The organism is Bacillus sp. M6-12 (assembly GCF_002860285.1).
Lineage (GTDB): Bacteria > Bacillota > Bacilli > Bacillales > DSM-1321 > Peribacillus.
Map to the genome: position 1 here is coordinate 55,545 of NZ_PGVF01000007.1, position 24,099 is coordinate 79,643.

Below are 24,099 nucleotides of genomic sequence, written 5' to 3' on the forward strand. Positions count from 1 at the left end.
TTTTATCGACTGACATCTTCGTCTGAATTATTTATTAGTGATTCTATCTCATCTCTTTCGGGCAGCCCTTCGACATCTCCATTAACCATTGTTACAAAGGCACCGACCGCATTTGCTCTTTTCACTGCCTTATTTAATTCGAGCCCGTCAAGAAGGCCTGAAATAAATCCGGCAGCAAAGCCGTCACCTGCTCCCACCGGATCCACAACTTGTTTAACAGGGAAGCCTGGGACAGTTCGCTGTTCATCTTTTGTGAAATATATGGCTCCTTCAGCTCCAAGTTTCAGAACTACTGTTGAGGCACCATGCTCAAGAAACAAGCTTCCGAGTTTAACAGGATCGCTTTCACCGAACATAAACTTTCCTTCAGAAACCCCCGGCAGGATAATATCAGCCTTTGAAGCAATTTCGAGCAAAGTATTTCTTGCCTTCTCTTCACTCCAAAGCTTCTTCCTTAGATTAGGGTCGAATACAATTTTTACATTATGCCTTTTGGCAATAGCGATTGCCTCATAAATAGTTTCAGCACAGCTGTCACTTAAAGCAGGAGTAATTCCGGTAATATGGAGATATTTTGCCTTCGCAATATATTCCTCATCTAAATCTTCCTTTGTGAGCGTGCTTGCAGCAGATCCTTTTCTGTAATAATAAACTCTAACATCATCTGCTCTTCGCGGTTCTTTAAAATAAACTCCTGTAGCGGCATCCGCAGAAACTATTACTTGGCTGACGTCTACTCCCTCGCCGCTGATAAATGCTGTCATGGCTTTGCCAAATTCATCATTCCCGACCTTGCTGATCCATCCGGCATCATGTCCAAGCCGGGATAGCCCGATGGCGACATTTGACTCAGCGCCGCCAAATTTCATCGAAAATTGTTTTGCATATCTCATTTTTCCTGATGTTTCAGGTGTAAAAAGGACCATCGTTTCACCAATTGTAATTACATCCATTGATTTCACTGCTTTCTATTCCTGCGTTAAATAGTCATATACGGTTTGAGTAACCGGAACACCATCTTTAAGCCTGGCTTCTTCTTTTAATTGTTCAGGCTCGCCAGGTACCATTACTTTTGTAAAGCCTTCTGCTGGCTGTGACGCATGGATTTCCTCAATCATCTGATCCATATTTGAAAGGAATGCTTCCTTATCTGTAAACACAGCCGGGTTAATGGCACAAATGAAATGGCCCAGCTTGCGTTTCTTACTGTAGTCGCCATACATTGTTGTGATGTGAGGGCCAAATGCTGCGCCAGTTAATAGTCCTGATAGAACATCGACTACCATCGCCATACCATAGCCTTTAGGGCCAGCAAACGGAAGCAATGCAGTTACTTCGTTAGGATCTGTAGACGGCTTGCCGTTTTCGTCGACGCCCCAATCAGCAGGGATGCTTGTGCCGGCTTCCCGGGCATGCAAGACCTTTCCAAATGCTACATTGCTTGTTGCCATATCAAGGATGACAGGCTTGTTTTCTTTTGCCGGAAAACCAAAAGCAATTGGGTTTGTTCCGAAATAAGGCTTGGCACCGCCAAAAGGAACGACAACTTTATCCGTATGAGTAACAGCCATTCCAACCATATTCTTCTCGGCAGCCTGCTGGACAAAATAAGATAGTGCTCCGCAATGGCTGCTGTTTACAACTGCTACCATAGCAATTCCATTTTTCTCGGCAAGGCTGATTGCGTAATCCATTGCCTCTTTTGCAATCACGTGCCCAAGGCCATCATCACCATCAAAAATAGCTGAAGATGGGCCAGTTTCTTTTACAGAGAACTTTGGATCAGGATTTAAACCGCCTTCATTTAAGCGCTTTACATAATGCTCTGTCCGCAGAACACCATGTGAGCTTACTCCTCTTAGGTCTGCGTGAACTAGAACATCTGCAACAACTATTGCATTATCCTCGCGAAGGCCAGCGTTCGTTAATTTTTTTACTACTAATCCCTTTAATTCTTCATGATTTACAATTACATCTGCCATTTTTCTTCTATCCCTTCTATGACTGGATTCTTTTATTCTAGGTTGGTGTGCCGATTACGCATTTCTTCATTCATGTCTTGCTTGTCTTGAAGGCTATGGATGATAATTCCATCCAGAACAAGATGAACGCTTTGATCAAATTGATTGCCAAGCGGCTGAATCGTTTCAGGTTCTCCCGGGTGGCGATATTTTGTCGCCGCCGGTATGACCAACAAATGATCGCTGATTTTCGATATTTTAGAATCCCGGTTAGTTGTAACAAGAATGACCTTAACTCCTAATTGTTTTGCTTTATTTGCAAATTCATAGATCATGCCTGTTGAGCCTGACCCGGAAATTGCAACGAGCAAATCTCCTTCTGCGATGCTAGGAGTTATGGTTTCACCAACAACATAAACATTGTATCCGCCATGCATAAGCCTCATCGCAAACGCTTTTCCCATTAATCCTGAACGGCCTTCACCATACACAAAGATCCTCTTGGCCTTTCGCAATTCAGCTGAAACGAGTAATGCCTCTTCTTCAGCAATATTTGAAATTACCATGCTTATTTCCTGGCTAACTGTCTGAATAATATTTTTCAATACATCAGCTCCTTAATTTCCGCAGCTGTTTTTTGCGGGTCAGCAGCTTTAGTTATAGCGCTTCCAACTATAATAATGTCCGGCTGTTTTTCAATTATGGAAGGCAGGGATTCCACCGTAATCCCTCCAGCTACCGATACTTGCAGCTGTTTAAAATCTTCAAGCAGCTTGAATGCATCCCCGTTAACTGCTGATTTCTGCTGCATATCCTTTCCATAGTGAAGTGAAACCAGATCAGCCTTCAGCTCACTTATCTCCTGTATCCGCTTCTTATCTGTAACACCCAGTAAATCAACCATGATTCTCTTGCCATTTTGGCTGGCTACTTCAAGCATATCGAGAATGGTTTGGTCAGCCGAGAATCCCATAACAGTTGTTATATCTGCTCCCGCTTCAAAGGCTTGAACTGCCTCATGTTTTCCGGCATCACAGGTTTTCATATCAGCAAGTATGATCTTTTCTGGGAAAGCCTGTTTCATTTCTCTAACAATAGATATTCCGTATTGCTTTATGACACCTGTTCCTAACTCGACAATGTCGACCGAGCGCTCAGTCAACTCTGTCAGTTCAAAACACTGCTCCTTGGTCAGTCGATCAAGAGCTAACTGCAGGTACATGTTTTCACCTCTTAATCTATCTTTCGATAAAGCTTTTTTCTCCCAGTCTTACAAGGACATCATCCAAATATGGGAGACCTTCATTATCTCCGGAAACACTTACTACCATGGATCCAATCGTATTTGCAAACTTCAGTGTTTTCTCCAGCGGCCACTTATTCATGACACCATATATGAATCCTGAATCAAAACCATCGCCTGCCCCAACTGTATCAACCACTTTAAGCGCTTTGACAGGTGGTGACTCGAGATATTGCCCTCCATGATAGCCGATCGAACCATTCTCACCTTTCTTGATAGCAATGTATGAGGCGCCAAATTCCTTAAATGCTTTAACAATATCTTTCGGGTCCCTAACTCCTAATAAAAGTTCAGCTTCATTTTCGCCTGTTAGCACAATATCAACAAACGGAAGGAGCTGTGTAAGTTTTTCTTTCGCTTCCTCTTTGCTCCAAAGCTTTAAGCGGATATTGGGATCAAAAGAAATGAGAAGGTTATGCTGTTTAGCAAGTCCCACGGCTCTTTTTATGATTTCGAAGTTCTGCCCTCCAATTGCCGGAAACACCCCGGTTATATGGAGGAGCTTAGCATTTTTAAAATATTCCTCTTTTAAACTCTCAGGACTCATGGTGGAAGTTGGCGATTGATAGCGATAATAAAAAGTCCGGCCGCTCCCATCTTCCATTATTTCTTTAAAATTCAATGAAGTCGGGTACCCGTCAATTAGCTTCACTTCAGAGGTATCTATCCCTTCCCCCCGAACGAAATGCTGGATAAAACGGCCAAATTCATCATTTCCTAGGCGGCTAATCCAGCCTGTATTTAAACCGAGCCGGGAACAGCCAATGGCAAAGTTCAGCTCTGCGCCGCCTACTTTTCTTTCAAAACTGCTGACAAAACGCATAGGCCCTTTTGATGCAGGGTTAAACGTAATCATTGCGTCGCCAATCGTAATAACGTCAGGCATTCTATGATTCTCCTTTCACGCAGTATTCTCTCAAGAGAAGCAAGGATTGGTAAACTTCTAGCAAGAATCACGAACTATTAATTCAGGTTCAAAACGGTGAATTTTTATATCAGTTTGGCTGTCACCGTTTTCAATTCTTTCAAACAATAAAGCGGCTGCTTTTTGACCCATCTCAGCTCCCGGCTGCTTAACCGTGGTTAATGCTGGATTATAGATATTGGCAAATGAGACTTCATCGATGCCTATTAACCCTATGTCATCCGGCACGCTCAGCTGCTGTTGTTTTACATAATTTAAAACTTCAATAAGGGAGAGATCGTTTCCCGCTAAAATCGCCTGTGGCGGTTCCGGCAGTGAAAACATTTTCTTTAACTCCCCTTTCATTTTGCTCACTTCTACCCCTATCATATATTCCTCTTTAAGGGGAAGCCCTTGATCTTCCAAGGCCTTTTTATAGCCTTCAAGACGCTCCATTCTCGGTGTAATACGATGATCCAGTGAAGTTGTAACAATCCCAATCCTTTCATAGCCTCTTTTCAAAAAGTGATTTACGGCTAATCGCGAAGCGTTTTCATTATTGAGCAAAATTGTATCTATTGGAATATCAGGCACTATTCTGTCCATGAACACAAGTGGATACCGGCTCGTTAACAGGTCCAAATAAAGTTCAACATTTCCTCCTGTAGGAAAAACAATAAGGCCGTCTACCTGCTTTGCTCGTAACATTTCAATATATTTTTTTTCTTTATGCGGATCATCGTCGGCATTACAGACAATGACATGGTAATCGTTTTCGTGGCATACATCCTCAATCGTCCGGATAAGCTGGGTTGAAAATGCATGTAAAATATTTGCGACAATAACACCAATGGTAGATGTCTTTTTCTGCTTTAAACTTCTTGCGAGAGCATTCGGTTGATACCCTAATTCAAGAATGGACTTTTCAATCCTTTTCTTTGTATCTTCTCCCATATAGTCATACCGTTTATTAAGATATTGAGAGACAGTGCTTTTTGAAACATTGGCATGCTTGGCAACATCAGCCATCGTTACTCTCTTCATAATCATCTTCCTTTGACAGCTAACCGATTAGTAAATCGGTTTAGTAAACCGGTTTAGTAGAAGTATAATGGAAATGTAAGCGTTTTTCAATAGTTTGATATAAAGCTATTTAAAAACTATTACAAACCATCTAACTATTCTAGTAATTTCCTCTCGCTGAATTAATGGAACACAGTTCTTCTCAAAATAAAACAGGCGCTTGAATAAATTCTAGCGCCTGCCAGAGAGATCCGTATTATTTGCTATGAGGATGATGTGAAAGAGCCTCACCTGAAATGGTGAAAATCATTTTATCTTGAGGATATATTCCTCCGTATTTTTTCAATCTCATCGGCGACAAATTGTACTGATGTTCCTACTATAACCTGTATACTATTCGTCCCAACTATATTAATCCCCGGCACTCCTGCGGCTTTGATTTTTTGCTGATCCACAGCTGCCATGTCTTTTACTTCAACCCGCAAACGTGTTATACAGTTATCCATTGAAGTAACATTCCCATCTCCGCCAAGGCCTTCGTATATTTTTGCTGCCATCAGGGAAAATTTGTTTTCTTCTTCTGCTCCAGAAGCGGCATCAACAGCTTCATCCATAGCCTCTGCCCTTCCTGGAGTAGTTAAATTGAACTTAGTAATAAGGTACCGGAATAAAAAATAGTAAATGGCTGCAAAAACAAGTCCCTGAAGCAGCAGCATATACGGCTGGTTTGCGATTGGTATGCGTAAACTCAATACGAAGTCAATCATTCCTGCGCTAAAACCAAACCCTGCCGTCCAGTGGAACAGAGCAGCTATGGCCAGGGAAACACCCGTCAAAGCAGCATGAACCACATAAAGGACGGGAGCCACAAACATAAATGCAAATTCAAGCGGCTCTGTAACTCCTGTAAAAAATGAAGCAAATCCTGCAGCAAGCATCAAAGAAGCCACTTGTTTCCTATGTTTTGTTTTTGCCGTATGGTACATGGCGAGTGCAGCAGCCGGGAGCCCAAACATCATAACAGGGAAGAAGCCTGCCTGGGACATTCCCGTAACTCCCTTTGTGCCTGAACTGCTCCAGAAATTGCCGATATCATTGAGGCCGATCACATCGAACCAGAATACCGAGTTCAATGCATGGTGAAGGCCCGTTGGAATAAGGAGCCTGTTAAAAAAACCATATAAACCAGCACCCGCAAAGCCTAATTTGCTAATAGCAGTACCAAACGAAACCAGGCCAGAAAAGATTACTGGCCATACGAAAAACAAAACTACGGAAATTCCCAGCATGGCAAACGCTGACATAATGGGAACCAGCCGTTTTCCGCTGAAAAATGCCAATGCATCCGGCAGCTTGACATGACTAAAGCGATTGTACATTATGGATGCAATTATTCCTGAAAGAATCCCTACAAATTGGTTTTCTATTTTTTAAAAGGCGGGGTTTACTGCTTCCAGATCAATTCCTTGCAGCATTGCAACTGATTTAGTGGAAAGTAATGTGGTGACCACCAGGTAGGCAACCAGCCCGCTGACCGCTGCGGAACCATCCTTTTGCTTAGACATGCCCAGTGCCACTCCAACTGCAAATAATAACGACATATTATCAATAACGGATGATCCTGCTTTAATCAAAAAAGCGGCTATCGGACTTTCTGCACCCCATCCGGCCGGGTCTACCCAATAACCAATACCCATTAAAATAGCTGCAGCTGGCAAAACGGCTACTGGCAGCATTAAGGAACGGCCAATTCTTTGCAAGTACTCCATCATAGTGTAAGTCCCCCTATTTTAAAATCACTGCATAACTCAAGAATCACCCACCCCTCTTATAATTTTTGAAAAATAGAATAAGGGCCAAAGATAAGAAACATTTCTACTGTCATTATAATTTTTAGAATATTGAAATATTCTTAGTGGCATGTAAAGTTTTTTATGAATCAGTCTCCGAAATCGCAGCCAATTAAAAAAGCCATCACACAGGAAGTGTAATGACGAAAGGTTTCTTGCATGTATTTGTTTTTTATTTAATCAAACGTTTGATTAAAAGCTAAAAAAACAGAAAAAAACGTTTAGCTGCCGCTCTCCAACGTTTTTACGATTATCTCAACCTACTTCTTTTTTTGAATTACAGATAATCGATTCAGTCTGGAGCTAAGGTTCTCCCTTTCTTCTTCAGTTATGAAAAATTCAAAACCATATTGGTAATGGTTTTCTTCCACTCTTTTTTCCAGACAATAGGTATATGAGTCCGATTTTTTCTTTATTTATTTACTTAGTTACTATACACGGTTTCTTACCAGTAACTGAATTGTAAATAGATTGTTATCCTAATACCGTTGATGTTAGAAACCTCAAAGTATAAACTTAATAACTAATTGGGGAGTGATAAAGTTTGAAAACAGTAACAGTAGATAAACTAACATTTAAGAACGAATTATCAATTATTGAGCAAAACTCACTTACAGAAGTTCTTTTCAAGTTGCTCGGTAAGCAAGCTGCTGGACTAGATAATTTTCTTTCACTAGAGTACAAGAAGGATGTTTTTGCAAAAATGGAGCATACAGCGGGAACTGATTTAATCATTCAACGGGATCAATATTTCAGATATATCACACTTACTGAAGATAATCAGATCGTTGCAGGATTATTAGACTCAGATAAAGAGCTAGTTCATACAATTTTGTATATAGATTAACGTTTTAGAATTGTAACGGGTGATTTAATGCTACTCCTGCCTTTCAAGGGGAAAACGATTTTTATTTTCCCTCCTCTATGGTGAGCTGCTGCATGTTTTGCTACCGGGGTTAACAGTTAGTCTGTTGAATTTGTGGTTTCAAGTAACTATTAGATAATATTAAGCTTACGGGTACGTTGATCCAGGAAGGATTAACGTACTTTTTTGCTGTATTCTTATTCTAACGAGAGGTTAATAATCTGCTTGGCCGTCGTTCCGCTTGGGAAAAACACAGCAGCCTCTTTACCCGGAAAGTCAGCTATTTTTGTCTGGAAATCTTCTATTACCTTTCCCGTTCCGTACCTATCACTTTCTTATCGGCCATCTATCTCATGAAAGCCGCTTTTAGGACTTGGACATGCCTAAAACCATGCCCGGCTACTTGATATTTTGTCTGTTTAAATGCTTCAGATAAAGATAAGTTTTTGGTTGCCATAATCTATTTCCCCTCCCCTTATACGTATAACAGCCGGTAGATTAAAAATCTTTCATAAGGGTTATGTTCGGATAACCCCGCCAAAGTGACTTCCTCTTTTAATTCAAATGAAGTCTGGTTCTCCAGAAAGTAAATATAATCATCGGATGGATAATATAAAATTAGTTCTATGTCCCGCTCCGCTTTTTCTACTGAAAGCAATATGTTGTTGATGATAACCCGAAACACCTGAATTGAAAACGGGTTGAAAAAGTAAAACCGGTTATCAGCCGGGTCGATTGGGTACTCTTCAGCCAATCCATGATAGAAGTGAAATTTATCTTTTCTATTTTTACATTTCATCAAGTAACTATTTTGGTTTGATATCGCTTCATGATAGAAGATCTCATTCATTTCTACCCCTACAACGGAAGCATTATATACATAATTGATATAAAAGCTTAACCGCCCTTTCCCGCATCCGAAATCTACCATGCGATCCGTGCATTTCATTTCATAAGTATTGGAAAATATCTCCAGATCGCTGTAGGGTGTAGGCTCATAGCGGTGATAATGAAGGGACTCATTAAAGCCCTTTTGGTCTCCCCTTGTTTTGACGTTAAGCAGCTTATCGTAATAATATTCTTTCATAGGCTCGCTCCTTATAGAAAAGCACAAGCGCCCTGACACAAGGAACGTCGACTAAAGTCTGGCACGTCCTGTGCCAAACGTCGACGCCAGCACATCCTCACAAAGCTGCCGCTTTGTTTCGTGCGATGTATCGCTGCCGTAGTGTTCCTTGTCCTGTGCTAGTCCAACAAGCATAAGACAAACGCTCACAGAAGGCGCTTTTTGCCTTCCGAAGCGATTGGCTTATGACCAAGGTTGTAATGGCACTTGGTTACAACACTCGGGGGGCTGGGCGCTGGAGCTAGACATCTGTATTCCTTAAAAAGGCTATATCTTCTTTACATTACCTGAAAAGCGCAAGCGCCCTGGTCAGCCAAGTTAAAACAGCCCTTCCCCAAAAGAGGCGGGCTGATGTTTTTAGTTAAGTTAAACAGCAAATACTCTATTTTGCTAAATAATAATTAATAGAGTACGCCATCATGCTATGGCCTTTTGGTGTCCAGTGGAAACCATCAGGAGCAATTAAGCCGCTTTTCGTGAGCTGCGCATCTGAACCTGCTCCGCCGCCTGCTTTAATCCAGGCATTCGCGTAATGGTCTACAAGCTGGACCTTTTGCGTCTTAGCCACTTTACGGATAATCTCATTATAACTGTTTAGCCACAGCCGGATCCCACCTTTATCTGCATACAGCCGTTTCTTCTCAGGATACTTCGCATAGTAGAGCGTTTGATGTACAGGAATACTTGTCATTAACAAAACTTTCACTTTTTTAGCTTTTAATTGAGTAACCATGCTGTTGATATTCTGCTCAAACTTGGCTTTATCAACCTGCGGCTTGCCATTATCATAAAGTAACCCATCATTTTGGCCAAACATAATCGACACACTAACAGGGTTTTTTGCCAGCACATCAGCTTGGAATCGTTTTATCGCCTGGTTTGTATGGTTGCCGCTTATCCCGGCATTCATTGCTCCTGTAAGGACGACCCATCGATTATTTAAATTATACCCGTAGGTTGGAAAATATGTACCTGCTGTGTTACTGTCTCCAAACCCAACAAACCTGGCAGCTTCTGCCTTTAAAGAACCAATCGAGAACAAAAGAATAAAAGCAGCTATAAAACTCATCAGTTTTTTCTTCATTTTATACACTCCCAAGTCAGTTCTATATTTTCATATGGTTAGCAGCAAATGGAATGATCATAATTCCTGTTGTGCCATCCTGTACATCAAAAGCAATGGTCTTACTCCGCAGCAAAAGAAAGAGAGTTATATATGCCCTGTATATAATTCCAACTTAGTACTTTATTCGAGTCCCTGGATTATAATATGTACTTTCCAATTAGACGGTCTAACTTTCTTATATCTACTTTCTTATTTAAATTTAGCTTAAAACGGCCCGCTTTAGTCCACAGCTCCAGTTCAGCGTTAAAATCCAGCATACCTCCATTTTCACTTGAATACATAATGATGGATTTAAACGGAATCGTGTATACCTCTACTTTTTTACCGGTAATTCCCTGGCGATCAGCAATAATAATTCTTTTATTCGTAACCACTGCAACGTCTCGCACCGTTTTATATGCAATCTCTGCTGCTTCTCCTTCAATAAGGATATCTTGTATTTCTGCTGGAACCTGTGTTTCTTCATAAAATGTCCAAGTCATTATTGTACTTACGTCTGCCATAATTGTTCCCCCTGATCGATTATTGATAGTATTGCTACAAAACAACAATAGCACAACGAAATCGGGTTGAGGGGACAATTTATCTGCACAGATTTATTTTCCGCAGTAATCCAGAGAGGGCATGTGTTATCAGATGGTTAAACAAATGAGCACGGATTTACCGTCCTCCCTCAGTGTTGTGTTCACTTTAGAACTCAACACTAATTTATCCGGAAATGAGTGTGCAGCTTTTCTAGAAAAATATCCGTTTTCCATATCTGCAAACATGAATAAAAGTTGTCAGCCTCTATTTACTTCTTTTTAAGTAATCCGGTCACCCACTCATCTGAATGGGCAATTTGATCAATGCTAAAGCCTTTTTCTTCATATAAAGATAACGTTTCTTTATAGTTCCAGTCGACCATGCCAGATAAGAGCAGACTTCCATTTGCAGCCAGATGTTTATCCAGAAAAGGCAGTAATAGTTCAATTTCTTTTGCCGCGATATTTACAAAAATCCAATCAAATAAACCTTCTATCTCAAATTCGGGAAACAGTATATTTCCCTGCAGGACAGAAATTTGATTCTCCACTTTGTTTAAAGCAGCATTATATAACACTTCTTCTTTTACATCCTCGATGTCTACTGCCAGTATCTGTTCAGCTGCGGCAAGTGCTGCTGCAATGCTTAATAAACCAGCACCCGTTCCCACATCAAGCACCTTTTTCCCCTGTAAATCTTCTTTTAAAATAAAGCGAAGGCAGTCTTGAGTGGTACCGTGCAGCCCAGAACCAAATGCTCTTGGCGGTTCAAAGTGGATAACGCGGCCTTCGAGTTTTTCTTCCGAATGTGTTGGTTTGATGTACCAGCCATTCTTCATATCGATAACCGGGAAAGGCTGCTGCCATTCTTGTGTTTTTATGAAATGATACCGTATAGCTTCCTTCTCCACCTTTAAAATGGAGGCAATCTCATTTCTTGCCTTTTCTGTGTCGATCGGGGGATTTTCCGTTTCTTCTAAAATAACTTTCAGTTTAATATCGACATCCTTTAATTCATAAAATCCGTATCCATTCTCCTCAGCAAACTGTTCGATTGGCTGGTCATAATATGTATTGTAAAACCCATACATATTTAGCTCTTCAACTGCTTCGTCCACTTGGTTAAGGAGCATTGTAATAGTAAATTCATGTAACATCTTAATCATCCTAACATTGGTCTCTTAATTAACATGCAAATTATTTTACCATTCTAAACCATTCCTTGTGCTTTTTCCATAAACCCCTTCCCACAAACCTTTATGGAAAAAAAGACCACCCTTCCTGTGTCCAGCTAAAGAGTGGTCTTATCTTTATTTTTTTAAAAAAAGGTGCCAATTCCGTGAATGTGAATTTCTGTCAGCGTAGAAACCCTATCTTAAAGGGACACCCGTGAGAATGGGAACTGATCCCGTGAAAAGATGCGTTTATTCCGTGAGATTTGGAGGAAATCCCGTGAAAGAAGACAGGAATCCCGTTAAAGTCAAATTTCCAATAATGAAGGTGCCCTGTCTTAATTGGAATCCCGTGAGAATGAGCACTAATCCCGTGAAAAGATGCATTTATTCCGTGAGATTTTGGAATAATCCCGTGAAATAAGACAGGAATCCCGCAAAAGTCAAATTTCCAATAGTGGAGGAGCCCTGTCTTAAATGGAATCCCGTAAGAATGAGCACTAATCCCGTGAAAAGATGCGTTTATTCCGTGAGAATTTGGAATAATCCCGTGAAAGAAGACAGTAATTCCGTGAAAGTCAAATTTCCAATAGTGGAGGCCTGTCTTAAATGGAATCCCGTGAGAATGAGCACTAATCCCGTGAAAAGATGCATTTATTCCGTGAGAATTTGGAATAATCCCGTGAAAGAAGACAGGAATCCCGCAAAAGTCAAATTTCCGGCAGTGGAGTAACCCTGTTTTAAAAGGAACCCTATGAGAATGGAGCAATAATCGGAATCTTCATCAGAGTTAACCGGTATGAGAATATATCCTTTCTCTTTAGCCATTTTCTCTAATTTTAAATAACCACCCTTTGCACATAACAGCATAAGGGTGGTCTAATTTATTATTCCTTGATAAATTCTTTTGTACTTCTCACTGTATCGATCGGCCGTACCATTCTTTCGATTTGTTCACGCTTGGATTCCAGAAATGGCGGAAGCGATAATTTTTCGCCAAGTGTTTCATATGGTTCATCACCCATAAATCCTGGGCCATCCGTTGCGAACTCAAATAAAATCTGCGGAGCAACCCTGGAATATAAGGATCCAAAAAAGAAGCGATCAACAAAGCCGGATGTTTGGAATCCAAAGCTTCTTAAACGTTTATCCCATTCTTCTAAAACAGACCGGTCGTCAACACGAAAAGCCGTATGGTGAACGGTACCATAACCCTGACGTGCTTGAGGAAGGATTGTATTATGCTCTGCAACCACCTGAGCGCCATTTCCGCCTTCACCGACTTCGAACAGATGGAAGGATCCTTCTTGAGCAATTTCCTTAAATAATAGTACCTTCTCCATCATTTCTTTAAAGAAATCAAAGTTCGCAATACGAACAAATATTGGCCCTAATCCAGTAATCGCGTATTCCAAAGGGATTGGCCCTTTTTCCCATGGTGTACCGGCAGCTACACCTTCATTGTTTTCATCAGAAATCAATTGATATTGCTGATCATCAAAATCAGCGAAAGACAATGTCTTTTTGCCAAATTGCTCCTTAATTCCTGTATGTTTGACCTCAAGGCGATCGAACCTTTTTACCCAATATTCCAACGCTTTATCACTCGGAACCCGGAAGGATGTTTTTGAAATTTCGTCCGTTCCATGGACGCCTTTTGGAATTCCAGGAAAATCGAAAAACGTCATATCAGTACCCGGGCTGCCTGTATCATCCGCAAAGAATAAATGATACGTCTGGATATCATCCTGATTCACGGTCTTCTTAACCAACCGCATGCCCAGCACAAATGTGAAAAACTCATAATTCTTTTCTGCACTGCTTGTAATAGCTGTTACATGATGTATTCCTTTTAAGCCATTCATTAAATCTTCCTCCAATCAAACCTGTATTTTAATACTACTTCCCTCGCAGCTGCTTATATACACATGACCTACATCTTCATTTTTCCTAAATGTTCTATTATTACTCTTTTTTATACATGGGCAAAAATTGTTTTTATATCAAATATCTTTAATTCGAGATAAATATAGCATGTATGTGTTTTGATGTCAATAAGAGGATTAAAACCCCTTCCTGCTGCTGGTTATTTCCTGAAAAGAATATGTCTTCCATTATAAAAAGCTGTCCAATATCCATATCCGGACAGCTCTTTGTTTTATTTCTTAAAATTATGTGTCGCAAGTTCAGTTACGATGGCATCTTCTACGCCTGAAACGGCAGAACTTAGATGGTTATTATTCATAATAGAGAAAATCAGTTTTTCCCCATCAGTAGATGTTATATACCCTGAAAGAGTGGAAACTCCTGTCAGTGAACCTGTTTTAGCCTTAACATTTCCTGTTGTCGGTGGTTGTTTCATCCGGGAACGTAATGTTCCTCCCACCATCCGGTCTGTAATTCCTGCAACCGGCAAGGAATTCTCGAATGAGGAGAACCAGCTCTTACCCTGCAGGGAATATAGCAGCTTTGTTAACTCGTTTGCAGGGATCATTGTTTTATGAGACATGCCGGAACCATCCCGGAGGACAATTGTATCGCCATCAACCCCCAAATCAACTATCGTTTCCTCTATAACCTGAAGCCCTTTATCCCAGCTGCCTTCTCCGTATACTGCTTTCCCTAGTTCTTTTGTTAGAGTTTCACCATGCCCATTATTGCTCAGTTTCATAAATGGAATGAGCAGTTCTTTTAGCGGCATTGACTTTTTAAAGGTTAGAAGAGTAGTATCCGGGGGAGTGACACCCATTTTCTTATTGGAATTGCCTATCCGCTCTACACCATTTTCCTGAAGAGATTTATTAAGAACATCAAGTGCATACCCGGCTGGCTCCCATACGGCAACCCAGCTTCTTGACTTTGATCCATTTAAAGGGATTGTACCTTCGATAATAATTGTATTGGTTCCATGCTCTCTAGTAATGGAGATCTTTTTGGGCTCATTTTTTGCCACTGTTTTCGTTTTATTTACTATTGTTACGTAATCCGTTGCTGGAGTAAGATTTACTTGAGCGCTATCCCCCAATTTTGCCGCAGGACTCGTTTCCACAATAACCGTTCCAGCGTCATAGTCCTCATTCGGAGAAAGACTCAGCGCTGACACTTGAGCACCGGTATAGTTTGACTCATCCGACCAATTCAAATCCTGAGAATACCGGACATCGTCATACCAGCTATCATCAGCAATCAGGTCCCCTTTAATTTTATGTATCCCTTTTGCTTTTAAGTCTTGTGCAAATTTATCTAGATCCTCTTTTAGGAGAGTCGGGTCGCCCTTCCCCTTTAGATACAAATTACCTTGGAGCACTTTGCCTTTCACAGCGCCATCCGTCCATAATTCCGTAGTAAATTGATATTCCATTCCGAGTTTGTCCAAAGCGGCTGCAGCAGTTAATAGCTTCATGTTGGAAGCAGGATGCAAACGAGTATCACCCAGATTGGAGTATAAAACCTCTCCGGTCTCCGCGTTCCGGACGCTTACACCTGTTAACGCTCCCTCCAGTCTTCCGTCCTTCAATAAGCTGTTTAATTTATCCTGTAAAGATAAATTTGTATCAGATTGTGAGGATTCTCCTGATGCTGCTGCTAATAAATCTTTATCCCGGACCGAAAAAGGCATAAGCACAACCATAGCCATAAGTAAAACTAATAAAGCCTTTTTTGGATTCTTATTTCGATACATACCAACACACCCCTTTCTCATGATGGTTTGAATATACAGTATTTTCCCAATATATATAATAATTTGAAAATAAAACCATTCTATATACCCAGATACAAATGTATGATAGTCCGAAATTGGTCATTTTACTCTACAACCTTGGAATTATTGGTTCTGGTGGTAAACAATTATCATTCCGAAATTGGTTTTTTAAAAAACCCTTCCAAAACGAGTTATATGCGATTATTGCATTCCTAATGGAAAATTTATTAATTGGAGAATTATCTATCATATCTCATAGATCAGCCCTCATATGCAATAGTGTTGACTGAGCATTATAATCGTAATATAATATATTTACAGTTAAGAAATAAAAAACTGTACTAATAGTTATACGACTCCAAAGGGGAGTAGCTAACAGTTATGTCGTCAATACGTGATGGTTTCATCACCGGCCTAACTGGCAACATTGTGTTGTTTGCGAGACCTTTGCCAAATTGGTAAAGGGATAAATAGACGTTCAAAACCTTTACCGTTATTTTGGTAAAGGTTTTTTTAATTTACTTTTTAGGAGGCGAACTGCGATCTAGAAACACAGCGGATCTTTCATTTTAATTTTAAATACTTTTTTACTAATAATTTGGAGGTTAACATAATGAAAAAAATCCTAGCAGCTATCCTATCAGCAGCGCTTATTTTCTCTCCTGTTGGCAATTTTGTTTTCCAGGATCATTCACCAACAGCCGAAGCAAAATCGTATAAGTCCGGGAAAAGAAGTTTTAACAGTAACAGCAATTACAATAAATCAACCAACAATTCATTTTTCCAAAATAAAAAGGCTGCCAACAGTACAAAAAGTAAGTCCGCTACTGTAAATAAAAAAGGCGGATTTCGATCAGGCAGTTTAATGAAAGGCCTTATGGTCGGCGGTCTTGCTGGATTGCTATTTGGCAGTCTAATTGCAAACATGGGTACGTTAGGTTCGATCTTCGGGTTTCTTATCAACATTCTCACCATTTTCATTTTAATCTCTGTCATCCGAAGCATTTTCTCATTTTTCCGAAATAAAAAGAAGCATGAGGAGACTAACCAATGGAGAAGATAATCATTTCTGAGCAGGATATTATTAATGCTATTTGCGTTTATATTTCCCGCAAAAAACAGGTTAAGCCAGAAGAAGTTGAGGTAGAGCTGCTGTATGATGATGATTACGGTTTTTCAGCAGAATCTTATGTAGACGGGCGAAAACAAGTGCTTATTACAGCAAACATCATTGAAGCTCTGCGCCTGTGGCTTGAAGAATTTATGAATCGAGATCCGTATGCTGGAATCGAGCTAGTCTTAGATGATGAGGAAGGTATTACTGCAGTTATTAAGTAAGTAGAAAGTAACATAAAAAAGGTTGAACGGCTGGGATATAGCCATATGTGAATGTACAAAAACAAAAAAGCGGAAAGGAGAATATACTCCTTTCCGCTTTTTTACTAATACTCCCATTTAGGTATACTATACACTCCTTAAAGCGTCAATCGGGTTTAATCTTGAAGCCTTTCTTGCCGGCGCTATCCCAAATAGTATCCCTACTGCTGCGGAGAAACCAAGGGCCAGCATTACCGTAGATGCTGAAAGCATGAAACTTGTACCGATTAGGGAACATACAACAAATGCGATCAGCGTGCCGACCATGAAGCCGATTAATCCACCGAAGAGTGACAGAAATACAGCTTCTAATAAAAACTGCTGCTGGATACGTCTAGGTTCAGCACCAAGTGCCTTTCTTAAACCTATTTCAGTTGTTCTTTCCGTTACAGAAACAAGCATCATGTTCATAATGCCAACACCGCCTACAATAAGGGATATAGAAGCAATTCCTCCGAGCATTAGAGAAAACATCCCTGTCATCTGGTTGATTGATGATAGCATACCCTGCATGTTCATGATTGAAAAACCCTTGTCTTTATAATTAAATGCTTCGTCTAATACAGATTCAATTTCGTTTGTAATCTTCTCTGACTCTTCGGAATCCTCCATGAAAACATCCACACTTGAAATGTAACCAGTTCCAAGGAGACTCATCGAAGTCGTATATGGAATGATGACAGTATCGTTATTGGATGTGCTTGAAAAGGTATTTGATTCTTGTAAAGTTCCGATAACCTCATAACTGACACCAGCAATAAGCAGCTTTTTGCCAAGTGGGTTTTCACCCCAAAACAATTCTTTTGCAATATTCGAACCGATAAGACACACTTTATTTTTACTTTCTATATCAAAAATGTTTACACCTCTTCCGGAAGCAGCAAGGTCACTTGTTCTTGCAAAATACACATCGTTTTTTCCTTCAACTGTAACGTCCTTTTTAAGTTTCCCTGAATGTCCGACGGATGTTTTCCCAGAAATAGTTGGAGAAACGCCAGCAACATTTTCAATATCTGTAAGCTTCTTTATGTCACTGTCTATCAGACCTAGCTTCAGGGGTGTTCCCATCGCCTGAACTGTTATCTTATCTGCGCCAAAGGTAGAGAACTCACTCGTCATCTCATTTGTAGCACCTCTTACGATTGTGATAAGAGCGATAATGGACGCAACCCCTATGACAATTCCCAGCATAGTTAGGAAGGCTCGCATTTTATTATGGATAAGATTCATCCACGACATTTTCAAATTTTCCTTAAACATTAGGCATGCTCCTCACTTAGTTTTCCATCTAAAAGATGAACAATCCTGCTTGCATTTTTGGCTATTTCAATATCATGGGTGATCATAATAATCGTCTTACCTTCTTCGTGAAGTTCGTGAAAAAGCTCCATGATCTGCTGGCCCGTTCTTTGATCTAACGCACCAGTCGGTTCATCGGCAAGCAAGATTGCAGGCTCTGTTACCATAGCTCGTGCGATAGCCACTCTCTGCTGCTGGCCGCCTGAAAGCTGATTTGGACGATGATTCAATTTATCTGAAAGCCCTACACGTCCAAGCATTTCCCGTGCCTGGTTTTTACGTTCCTTTTCAGATGCTCCCGCATATATGAGTGGAAGCTCAACATTTTGCAGTGCATTAAGCCGGGGAAGGAGCTGGAACTGTTGAAACACAAAACCAATTTCCTTATTACGGATTGCAGCAAGGTCACTTTCGCCAAGCTCATCGACCTGTTGATTAGAAAGGGAATATTCACCGCTTGAGGATGAATCCAAACACCCGATAATGTTCATAAGCGTTGACTTCCCCGATCCAGATGGCCCGAGGATCGCAACGAAATCGCCTCTATTCACTGTAAGGTTGATCTTATTTAGCACAATCGTTTCTTCGCCACCTAAGTAGTAGGTTTTTGTAATATTGTTCATTCTGAGAATTTGCCCATCCACTATTGATTCCCTCCAGCCATCTCACCATGATTCATGCCGCCCACGGATCCAGAACTATCTTTTTCGCTGTTTGCTGGAATCATTACGATATCCCCTGCATTGATTCCACCTTTAATTTCAATGACCGTACCATCATTAATCCCTGTTTGAATATATTTTTTTACAGGGTTTCCTTTTTCTGACCGTATAAAAATATACGGTTTATTATTGCGGTCAAACTGTACTGAGTTCATGGTTAGCGTTGTTACCTCATTTGCTTTTTGCTTTAATAATTTAGCCTCAGCACTCATCCCAACCCTAACCGTCTTATCTTTTTCGAGATCAATAGCTGCCGTAAAATAAGAAACACCGTTTTCGTTTTTAGCTTCCTTTGATATTGCCGCAACTGTCCCTTTAATTTCCTTATCAAGAGCATTTATCATAACATCAACCTTTTGGCCAACCTTTACGTATTTAAGGTCATATTCATCGACCTTTACATTTGTTTGTACATTGGAGTAGTCCGCAATATCCATTAGCTGTGTTCCTTCATACGCATGGCTATTATTCTTTGTGTAGACTTGCGCAACTTCTCCATTGATTTCAGCCTTGATATCTCCGTTAGGTGTTTTAATTAACACATCGCCTTGTTTCACTTGATCCCCTGCTTTTACCGTTACTTCATTAATGTGCATTTCCTTTTTGCTTATAATGTTTTGTCTGCTTTTTGCATCTACTGTTCCTGAAAAGCTGTAAAAGGTTGCAATGTTCCCAGTTGCCGCTTTTTCTTCATCAAAACCGCCGGCTCCCTTTGGCAAAATTAAGGCTGCAGCAAGCAAACCCACTATCACAATCCCAATAGTCCAAATAACAATTTTCTTCTTACTTTTCTTTATTTGATTTGCACTCATTTTCTTACCTCCAAATTATGTTGTACCCTTAAGATAAAACCTCAATATGAACTGAACATGAACTTTTACGAAAAAAAAAAAAAATAGCCACAGTCTTCCCAAGGCTGTAAAAGGAAAAAATCTTACCTCGGTTCCATAACGCATGGTACCTAAGTAAGATTTTTTATTCTTGATAATGAATGGAACATTCCTGTTCACCAACCGGTTTTTATTATGAATGGCAAAAACCCGCCCAAGGGCGGGTTTCAGTACTTTCTTTTTTTGCAATACTTCAATCAATTTGGCAATTTCACGACAAAAGCAGCACCTTCTCCAGGCTCACCGGATACTTTAATTTCGCCATTATGAATTTCTACAATTTTCTTAACAATCGATAGTCCCAGGCCATTCCCCTTCACTGATGGATCTCTGGATTTATCCACTTTATGGAACGGCTTAAATACAGCCTCCCGCTCTTCTTCCGGTATCCCGGGACCGCTATCCGTAATAAAGACCGTGATCAGATTTCCCTTCATTTCAGTACGTATACGGATCCTCCCGTGAGCGGGGGTAAATTTAATGCTATTACTAAGTAAATTCGTCCACACTTGACTTAGCTGGTCTTCATCTGCTTGTATGGTCATTTCCTCAAGCTTAAGATCAATTTCGATTTCTTTCTCTGCCCATTGCGGTTCTAAATGAATGACGACCCTTCTAATCTGTTCATCCAAACGGTACTTGCTTACATTAAGAGGCTCATGTTCATTCTGCAAAACGGATAGCTTGAGCAAGTTTTGACTAAGCCGGGATAGCCGCTCGCTTTCTTTTTCAATGATGGTCAAATAATGGAGGCGGCTTTCCTCGCTTATTTTTTTCTGCTTTAACGCCTTGGTAAACCCTAATATGGATGTTAAAGGTGATTGAATTTCATGTGACACGTTTGATACGAAATCTTGTCGCATCTGATCCAGCTTAGCCAGCTGCTTAGCCATATTATTAAAGCTGGCGGTCAAAACACCTATTTCGTCCTTTCGTTTAGTCGTAATCTCAACTCCAAACTCTCCATTCGCCATAATCTTGGTTGCATCCGTCAAACGGAGGAGCGGGTTGACGATATATCGCGCAGCAATCAAAATAAGCAGACAGCCGAAAAATACGGTAAAAAGGATTAAGACATGCATTTGCTCCATCATTTCCATATCAGTACTATTGTGCTCCACTGTCAGAAATAAAGCATACGCCTCACCATTTACTTTAAATGGAATTCCAGCGACGGGAAGACGCCCTTTTATCCCCGTATCACCCGATTCACGAGCTATATCGTTAGCAAGCACTTGCTTTATATAAGTTTGATCAATCTCTATAGGAAAGGTTTTTTCATCCAAAATGGGCTTGCCATCGCTATTGTACAGTTGAATCAGTGTACCAGATATGCCCGAATAGTTTTGCATGAACGGTGCCAGCTGGGCAGAAGGAGTAGAGTGATACGCATGTATGATCTTTTTGCCATTTCCAATTAAAGTATCATCTATTAATTTTTCAATCTTTTTCTCATACAATATAGATGACACGATAGTAGCAAGGAACAGGCTTACCACCACTGTTCCAACAAATATCAGCACTACGCGAGTGTATAGCGACTTAATCACGATACACCTCTAACCGATATCCAAGCCCTCGGATCGTTACAATGCGGAAATCGGACTCAAAATCAGCAAATCTTTCCCTTAGCCGCTTAATGTGAACATCGACGGTGCGCTCGTCACCCTCATAATCAATGCCCCATATTTGCTCAATCAGATTATCCCTGGTAAACAACTGACCGGCATAACTCCCAAGCTTGTAAAGTAATTCAAATTCTTTCATTGGAAGTGTATTCCGGTTACCCTCCTTGTAAATTACATGATAACTCTTGCGGTCTAATGTGATATTACCAAGCTTGATCACATTAGAGGTTGATATACGGTACCGTTTTAATAGTGCCTTTACCCTAAGAACTAGTTCCACAGGGTCAAATGGCTTTACCAAATAGTCATCCGTTCCCAGCTTAAATCCTTTAATGCGGTCCCCCGTCTCACCCTTGGCAGTGATCATCAAGATAGGGATATCCCCCAGTTCACGAAGGTTTTCGCACAACTCCCAGCCATCCATTTTCGGCATCATGATATCCAAAATGACTAGATCCACAGTATGATTCTCCGTGTACTCTAACGCATCCATTCCGTTTGATTTCTCCACTATATCAAAGCCTTCATCGGCAAGGTACAAACAAACGAGCTCACGAATGTGAGCTTCATCATCCACAACTAAGATTGTCGGCAAACTGAATGCCCCCTTATTCAATTATTGTTAAAAGAACTAATATTCTTCAAGATATAACCTATATGTATATATTCCTTTAACTCATTAAGTTTTCCTTTATCTCTCCAACTGTGCACATAAAATCACTTCAAATGTGCAGGTTGATATATTAAAATCGCTCAAAGGATTATGTTGTTATTAACCAGGCAATATGACTTCCTCTCAATCTAAAGGTATGAATATTAGATATTAAAGCGGGTCTATAATTCATGCAAAAAAGGAATTTGTTCCTTTTAAGAATCGGTTGTGGTCTTTCATTAAACAAGGTCCGTTCTCTTATTATTACGCAAAAAAAGGTGTCCACTTTTTGGGACACCCTCTCCTGTTAACATTCCTATTATAAAACTTTTATAATAGGAATGTTATCTGAATTAATGTATAAAATCGTGATTATTATCATTATAATTCTTAAATCTTTCCCGCTTTGCTCTCAAACAACTTATCTCCCTAGTCCGAATAAGATTGGCAACCCATAGCAGGCAGGATATTCAACAAAATTTAACTACTTCAAACTCCGATTCAAAAATGCCTTTGTACGTTCGTTTTTAGGGTTATCAAACAACTCTGAAGGATGGCCGGATTCGATGATTTCCCCGTTGTCCATAAATATTACTCTGTTTGCAACTTCTTTAGCAAATCCCATTTCATGTGTAACGACGATCATGGTCATTTGCTCCTCGGCCAGGGCCTTCATTACCTGGAGCACTTCTCCTGTTAATTCCGGGTCCAACGCGGAAGTTGGCTCATCAAACAGAAGGATTTCAGGGTTCATCATAAGTGCTCTGGCAATCGCTACTCTTTGTTTTTGGCCGCCCGATAGATTTGCAGGGTATGCGTTAGCGCGATCCGTTAGGCCAATTTTCTTCAATAGATCTGTACTTCTTTGCTTGATAACTGATGCTGGATCGTTTTTTACCAGTCTAGGAGGCAGCTCGAGATTCTCTTTAACGGTAAGGTGCGGGAACAGGTTGAAATGCTGAAAGACCATGCCCATTTTAGAGGTAATCCTTTTGACCTCTTGAGGTTTCGAGTAAACCCCTTCCTTTACTAGCTGATCACCGGATACTTTGATGCTGCCGCCATTTATTTCCTCTAGATGGACCAAGCTGCGGAGCATCGTGCTCTTCCCTGATCCAGAAGGACCGATTACTGCAACCACATCATTTTTATTTACATCAAACGTTATCTGCTTTAATACATCCAACTCGCCAAACGATTTTTTCAGGTTGGATACTTCAATGATAGCCACATTCACCAATCCTTCTTATTCAAATTTGAAACGCCGTTCAATTCCTTTAAAAACTAGTGTTAATACAAGTGTCATAACTAGATAAATCAAACCTGCTACAAAAAAAGGCACGATGGTAAAGTCACGGTTTACAGCAGTCTGGGCATAGTGCAGCAATTCCGGTACTGCAACCGCATAAAGCAGTGCGGTATCCTTAACCAGTGTTACCGATTCGTTAACAACCGCCGGAAGTGCGACACGAAACATCTGAGGCAATATAATCTTTGTAGTTGTCTGCCATTTATTTAAACCTAGTACCTGAGAGGCTTCGTATTGTCCCTTATCAATGGCCAAAAGGCCGCCGCGGAAAATTTCAGCAAAGTATGCAGCATAGTTTAAGATAAAACCTAAACAGGCTGCAGCAAATCTATCAAGAACTAAATATTCACCAACAACAGGCAGCATCGGCAGCCCAAAGCAGATAAACAGCAATTGCAGTAACAGAGGGGTCCCCCTCATTACATAAATATAACCCTGTGCAAGCAAGGATATAGGCTTAAAGCTGCTTTTAACAGCCAGAGTCAGAACAAAACCAAGCGGAATCGAAGTAATAATAGCAATCAAAAACAAAAGGACTGTCATCTGTGCCCCTTCAAGCATAGGCCCAAGTATCGACGTAATATAATCAAACGACATAAAAAACTCCTCCAAAAACGAAAAGCGCAAGCGCCCTGGTCGGCCCTGACAAGCATAAGACAAGCGCT

The 24,099-nt window shown here is 40.5% G+C and carries 23 protein-coding genes and 1 pseudogene; 3 read left to right on the top strand and 21 right to left on the bottom strand.

The window, feature by feature from the left end:
* Nucleotides 1–2 precede the first annotated feature (2 nt).
* The 7 genes and pseudogenes from CVD28_RS10810 to nagE all read right to left on the bottom strand — a co-directional run bounded on the left by CVD28_RS10810 (nucleotide 3) and on the right by nagE (nucleotide 6,963).
* Nucleotides 3–953 carry a sugar kinase gene (locus CVD28_RS10810; RefSeq protein ID WP_101592416.1) on the bottom strand — a complete coding sequence of 317 codons (951 nt, stop codon included), beginning with the start codon at nucleotides 951–953 and terminating at the stop codon, nucleotides 3–5.
* A gap of 15 nt (nucleotides 954–968) precedes the next feature.
* Nucleotides 969–1,982, bottom strand: a complete 1,014-nt coding sequence (gene allD, locus CVD28_RS10815) for an ureidoglycolate dehydrogenase (RefSeq protein ID WP_101592392.1) — start codon at nucleotides 1,980–1,982, stop codon at nucleotides 969–971.
* A gap of 32 nt (nucleotides 1,983–2,014) precedes the next feature.
* A complete protein-coding gene (hxlB, locus tag CVD28_RS10820; protein ID WP_101592393.1) occupies nucleotides 2,015–2,566 on the bottom strand; it encodes a 6-phospho-3-hexuloisomerase in 552 nt (183 codons plus the stop codon).
* Nucleotides 2,563–3,183, bottom strand: coding sequence for a 3-hexulose-6-phosphate synthase (gene hxlA / locus CVD28_RS10825; protein ID WP_101592394.1), 621 nt, complete (start codon nucleotides 3,181–3,183; stop codon nucleotides 2,563–2,565). Before hxlA ends, hxlB begins: the two co-directional genes overlap by 4 nt.
* 16 nt (nucleotides 3,184–3,199) lie before the next feature.
* Complete coding sequence (locus tag CVD28_RS10830; protein WP_101592395.1) at nucleotides 3,200–4,150, bottom strand: sugar kinase; 951 nt, start codon at nucleotides 4,148–4,150, stop codon at nucleotides 3,200–3,202.
* A gap of 57 nt (nucleotides 4,151–4,207) precedes the next feature.
* Nucleotides 4,208–5,212, bottom strand: a complete 1,005-nt coding sequence (locus CVD28_RS10835; protein WP_101592396.1) for a LacI family DNA-binding transcriptional regulator — start codon at nucleotides 5,210–5,212, stop codon at nucleotides 4,208–4,210.
* Between the two features lie 290 nt (nucleotides 5,213–5,502).
* Nucleotides 5,503–6,963, bottom strand: a pseudogene (gene nagE / locus CVD28_RS10840) (N-acetylglucosamine-specific PTS transporter subunit IIBC).
* A 622-nt stretch (nucleotides 6,964–7,585) separates the two neighbouring features.
* Here nagE and CVD28_RS10845 point away from each other — a divergent pair.
* Complete coding sequence (locus CVD28_RS10845; RefSeq protein ID WP_101592397.1) at nucleotides 7,586–7,888, top strand: hypothetical protein; 303 nt, start codon at nucleotides 7,586–7,588, stop codon at nucleotides 7,886–7,888.
* Nucleotides 7,889–8,381: 493 nt separating this feature from the next.
* Here CVD28_RS10845 and CVD28_RS10850 read toward each other — a convergent pair whose 3' ends face one another.
* The 7 genes from CVD28_RS10850 to dacB form a co-directional block, all read right to left on the bottom strand.
* Nucleotides 8,382–8,993 carry a class I SAM-dependent methyltransferase gene (locus tag CVD28_RS10850; RefSeq protein WP_101592398.1) on the bottom strand — a complete coding sequence of 204 codons (612 nt, stop codon included), beginning with the start codon at nucleotides 8,991–8,993 and terminating at the stop codon, nucleotides 8,382–8,384.
* A 51-nt stretch (nucleotides 8,994–9,044) separates the two neighbouring features.
* The gene (locus CVD28_RS28045; RefSeq protein WP_180954112.1) at nucleotides 9,045–9,182 is read right to left on the bottom strand and encodes a hypothetical protein; all 138 of its coding nucleotides are present in this window, start codon (nucleotides 9,180–9,182) and stop codon (nucleotides 9,045–9,047) included.
* Nucleotides 9,183–9,414: 232 nt separating this feature from the next.
* On the bottom strand, nucleotides 9,415–10,116 hold the full coding sequence (locus CVD28_RS10855; protein ID WP_101592399.1) for an SGNH/GDSL hydrolase family protein: 702 nt from the start codon (nucleotides 10,114–10,116) through the stop codon (nucleotides 9,415–9,417).
* Nucleotides 10,117–10,295: 179 nt separating this feature from the next.
* Nucleotides 10,296–10,661, bottom strand: coding sequence for a PH domain-containing protein (locus CVD28_RS10860; RefSeq protein WP_101592400.1), 366 nt, complete (start codon nucleotides 10,659–10,661; stop codon nucleotides 10,296–10,298).
* Between the two features lie 290 nt (nucleotides 10,662–10,951).
* The gene (locus CVD28_RS10865) at nucleotides 10,952–11,839 is read right to left on the bottom strand and encodes a 50S ribosomal protein L11 methyltransferase (RefSeq protein WP_180954113.1); all 888 of its coding nucleotides are present in this window, start codon (nucleotides 11,837–11,839) and stop codon (nucleotides 10,952–10,954) included.
* A 902-nt stretch (nucleotides 11,840–12,741) separates the two neighbouring features.
* Entirely contained in the window at nucleotides 12,742–13,719 is a 978-nt protein-coding gene (locus CVD28_RS10875) for a ring-cleaving dioxygenase (protein WP_101592403.1), read from the bottom strand.
* 293 nt (nucleotides 13,720–14,012) lie between these two features.
* Nucleotides 14,013–15,536 carry a D-alanyl-D-alanine carboxypeptidase/D-alanyl-D-alanine endopeptidase gene (gene dacB, locus CVD28_RS10880; RefSeq protein ID WP_101592404.1) on the bottom strand — a complete coding sequence of 508 codons (1,524 nt, stop codon included), beginning with the start codon at nucleotides 15,534–15,536 and terminating at the stop codon, nucleotides 14,013–14,015.
* A 634-nt stretch (nucleotides 15,537–16,170) separates the two neighbouring features.
* Here dacB and CVD28_RS10885 point away from each other — a divergent pair.
* Together CVD28_RS10885 and CVD28_RS10890 are read left to right on the top strand one after the other, a co-directional pair.
* Nucleotides 16,171–16,620, top strand: a complete 450-nt coding sequence (locus CVD28_RS10885; RefSeq protein ID WP_101592405.1) for a hypothetical protein — start codon at nucleotides 16,171–16,173, stop codon at nucleotides 16,618–16,620.
* A complete protein-coding gene (locus CVD28_RS10890; RefSeq protein WP_101592406.1) occupies nucleotides 16,608–16,895 on the top strand; it encodes a YxcD family protein in 288 nt (95 codons plus the stop codon). The genes CVD28_RS10885 and CVD28_RS10890 overlap by 13 nt, the downstream gene beginning before the upstream one ends.
* 126 nt (nucleotides 16,896–17,021) lie before the next feature.
* On the opposite strand, the gene CVD28_RS10895 is transcribed toward CVD28_RS10890, so the two are convergent.
* The 7 genes from CVD28_RS10895 to CVD28_RS10930 form a co-directional block, all read right to left on the bottom strand.
* A complete protein-coding gene (locus CVD28_RS10895) occupies nucleotides 17,022–18,194 on the bottom strand; it encodes an ABC transporter permease (RefSeq protein ID WP_101592407.1) in 1,173 nt (390 codons plus the stop codon).
* Nucleotides 18,194–18,865, bottom strand: coding sequence for an ABC transporter ATP-binding protein (locus CVD28_RS10900; RefSeq protein WP_180954114.1), 672 nt, complete (start codon nucleotides 18,863–18,865; stop codon nucleotides 18,194–18,196). Before CVD28_RS10900 ends, CVD28_RS10895 begins: the two co-directional genes overlap by 1 nt.
* 11 nt (nucleotides 18,866–18,876) lie before the next feature.
* Nucleotides 18,877–19,767 (bottom strand): efflux RND transporter periplasmic adaptor subunit, encoded by an 891-nt coding sequence (locus CVD28_RS10905; protein WP_101592408.1) that lies wholly within the window; start codon nucleotides 19,765–19,767, stop codon nucleotides 18,877–18,879.
* A 275-nt stretch (nucleotides 19,768–20,042) separates the two neighbouring features.
* Nucleotides 20,043–21,395 carry a sensor histidine kinase gene (locus CVD28_RS10915; protein ID WP_257985833.1) on the bottom strand — a complete coding sequence of 451 codons (1,353 nt, stop codon included), beginning with the start codon at nucleotides 21,393–21,395 and terminating at the stop codon, nucleotides 20,043–20,045.
* Nucleotides 21,388–22,068, bottom strand: a complete 681-nt coding sequence (locus CVD28_RS10920; RefSeq protein ID WP_101592410.1) for a response regulator transcription factor — start codon at nucleotides 22,066–22,068, stop codon at nucleotides 21,388–21,390. The genes CVD28_RS10915 and CVD28_RS10920 overlap by 8 nt, the downstream gene beginning before the upstream one ends.
* Before the next feature lie 541 nt (nucleotides 22,069–22,609).
* On the bottom strand, nucleotides 22,610–23,356 hold the full coding sequence (locus CVD28_RS10925; RefSeq protein WP_101592411.1) for an amino acid ABC transporter ATP-binding protein: 747 nt from the start codon (nucleotides 23,354–23,356) through the stop codon (nucleotides 22,610–22,612).
* Between the two features lie 15 nt (nucleotides 23,357–23,371).
* Nucleotides 23,372–24,031, bottom strand: coding sequence for an amino acid ABC transporter permease (locus tag CVD28_RS10930; RefSeq protein ID WP_101592412.1), 660 nt, complete (start codon nucleotides 24,029–24,031; stop codon nucleotides 23,372–23,374).
* Nucleotides 24,032–24,099: the final 68 nt, after the last annotated feature.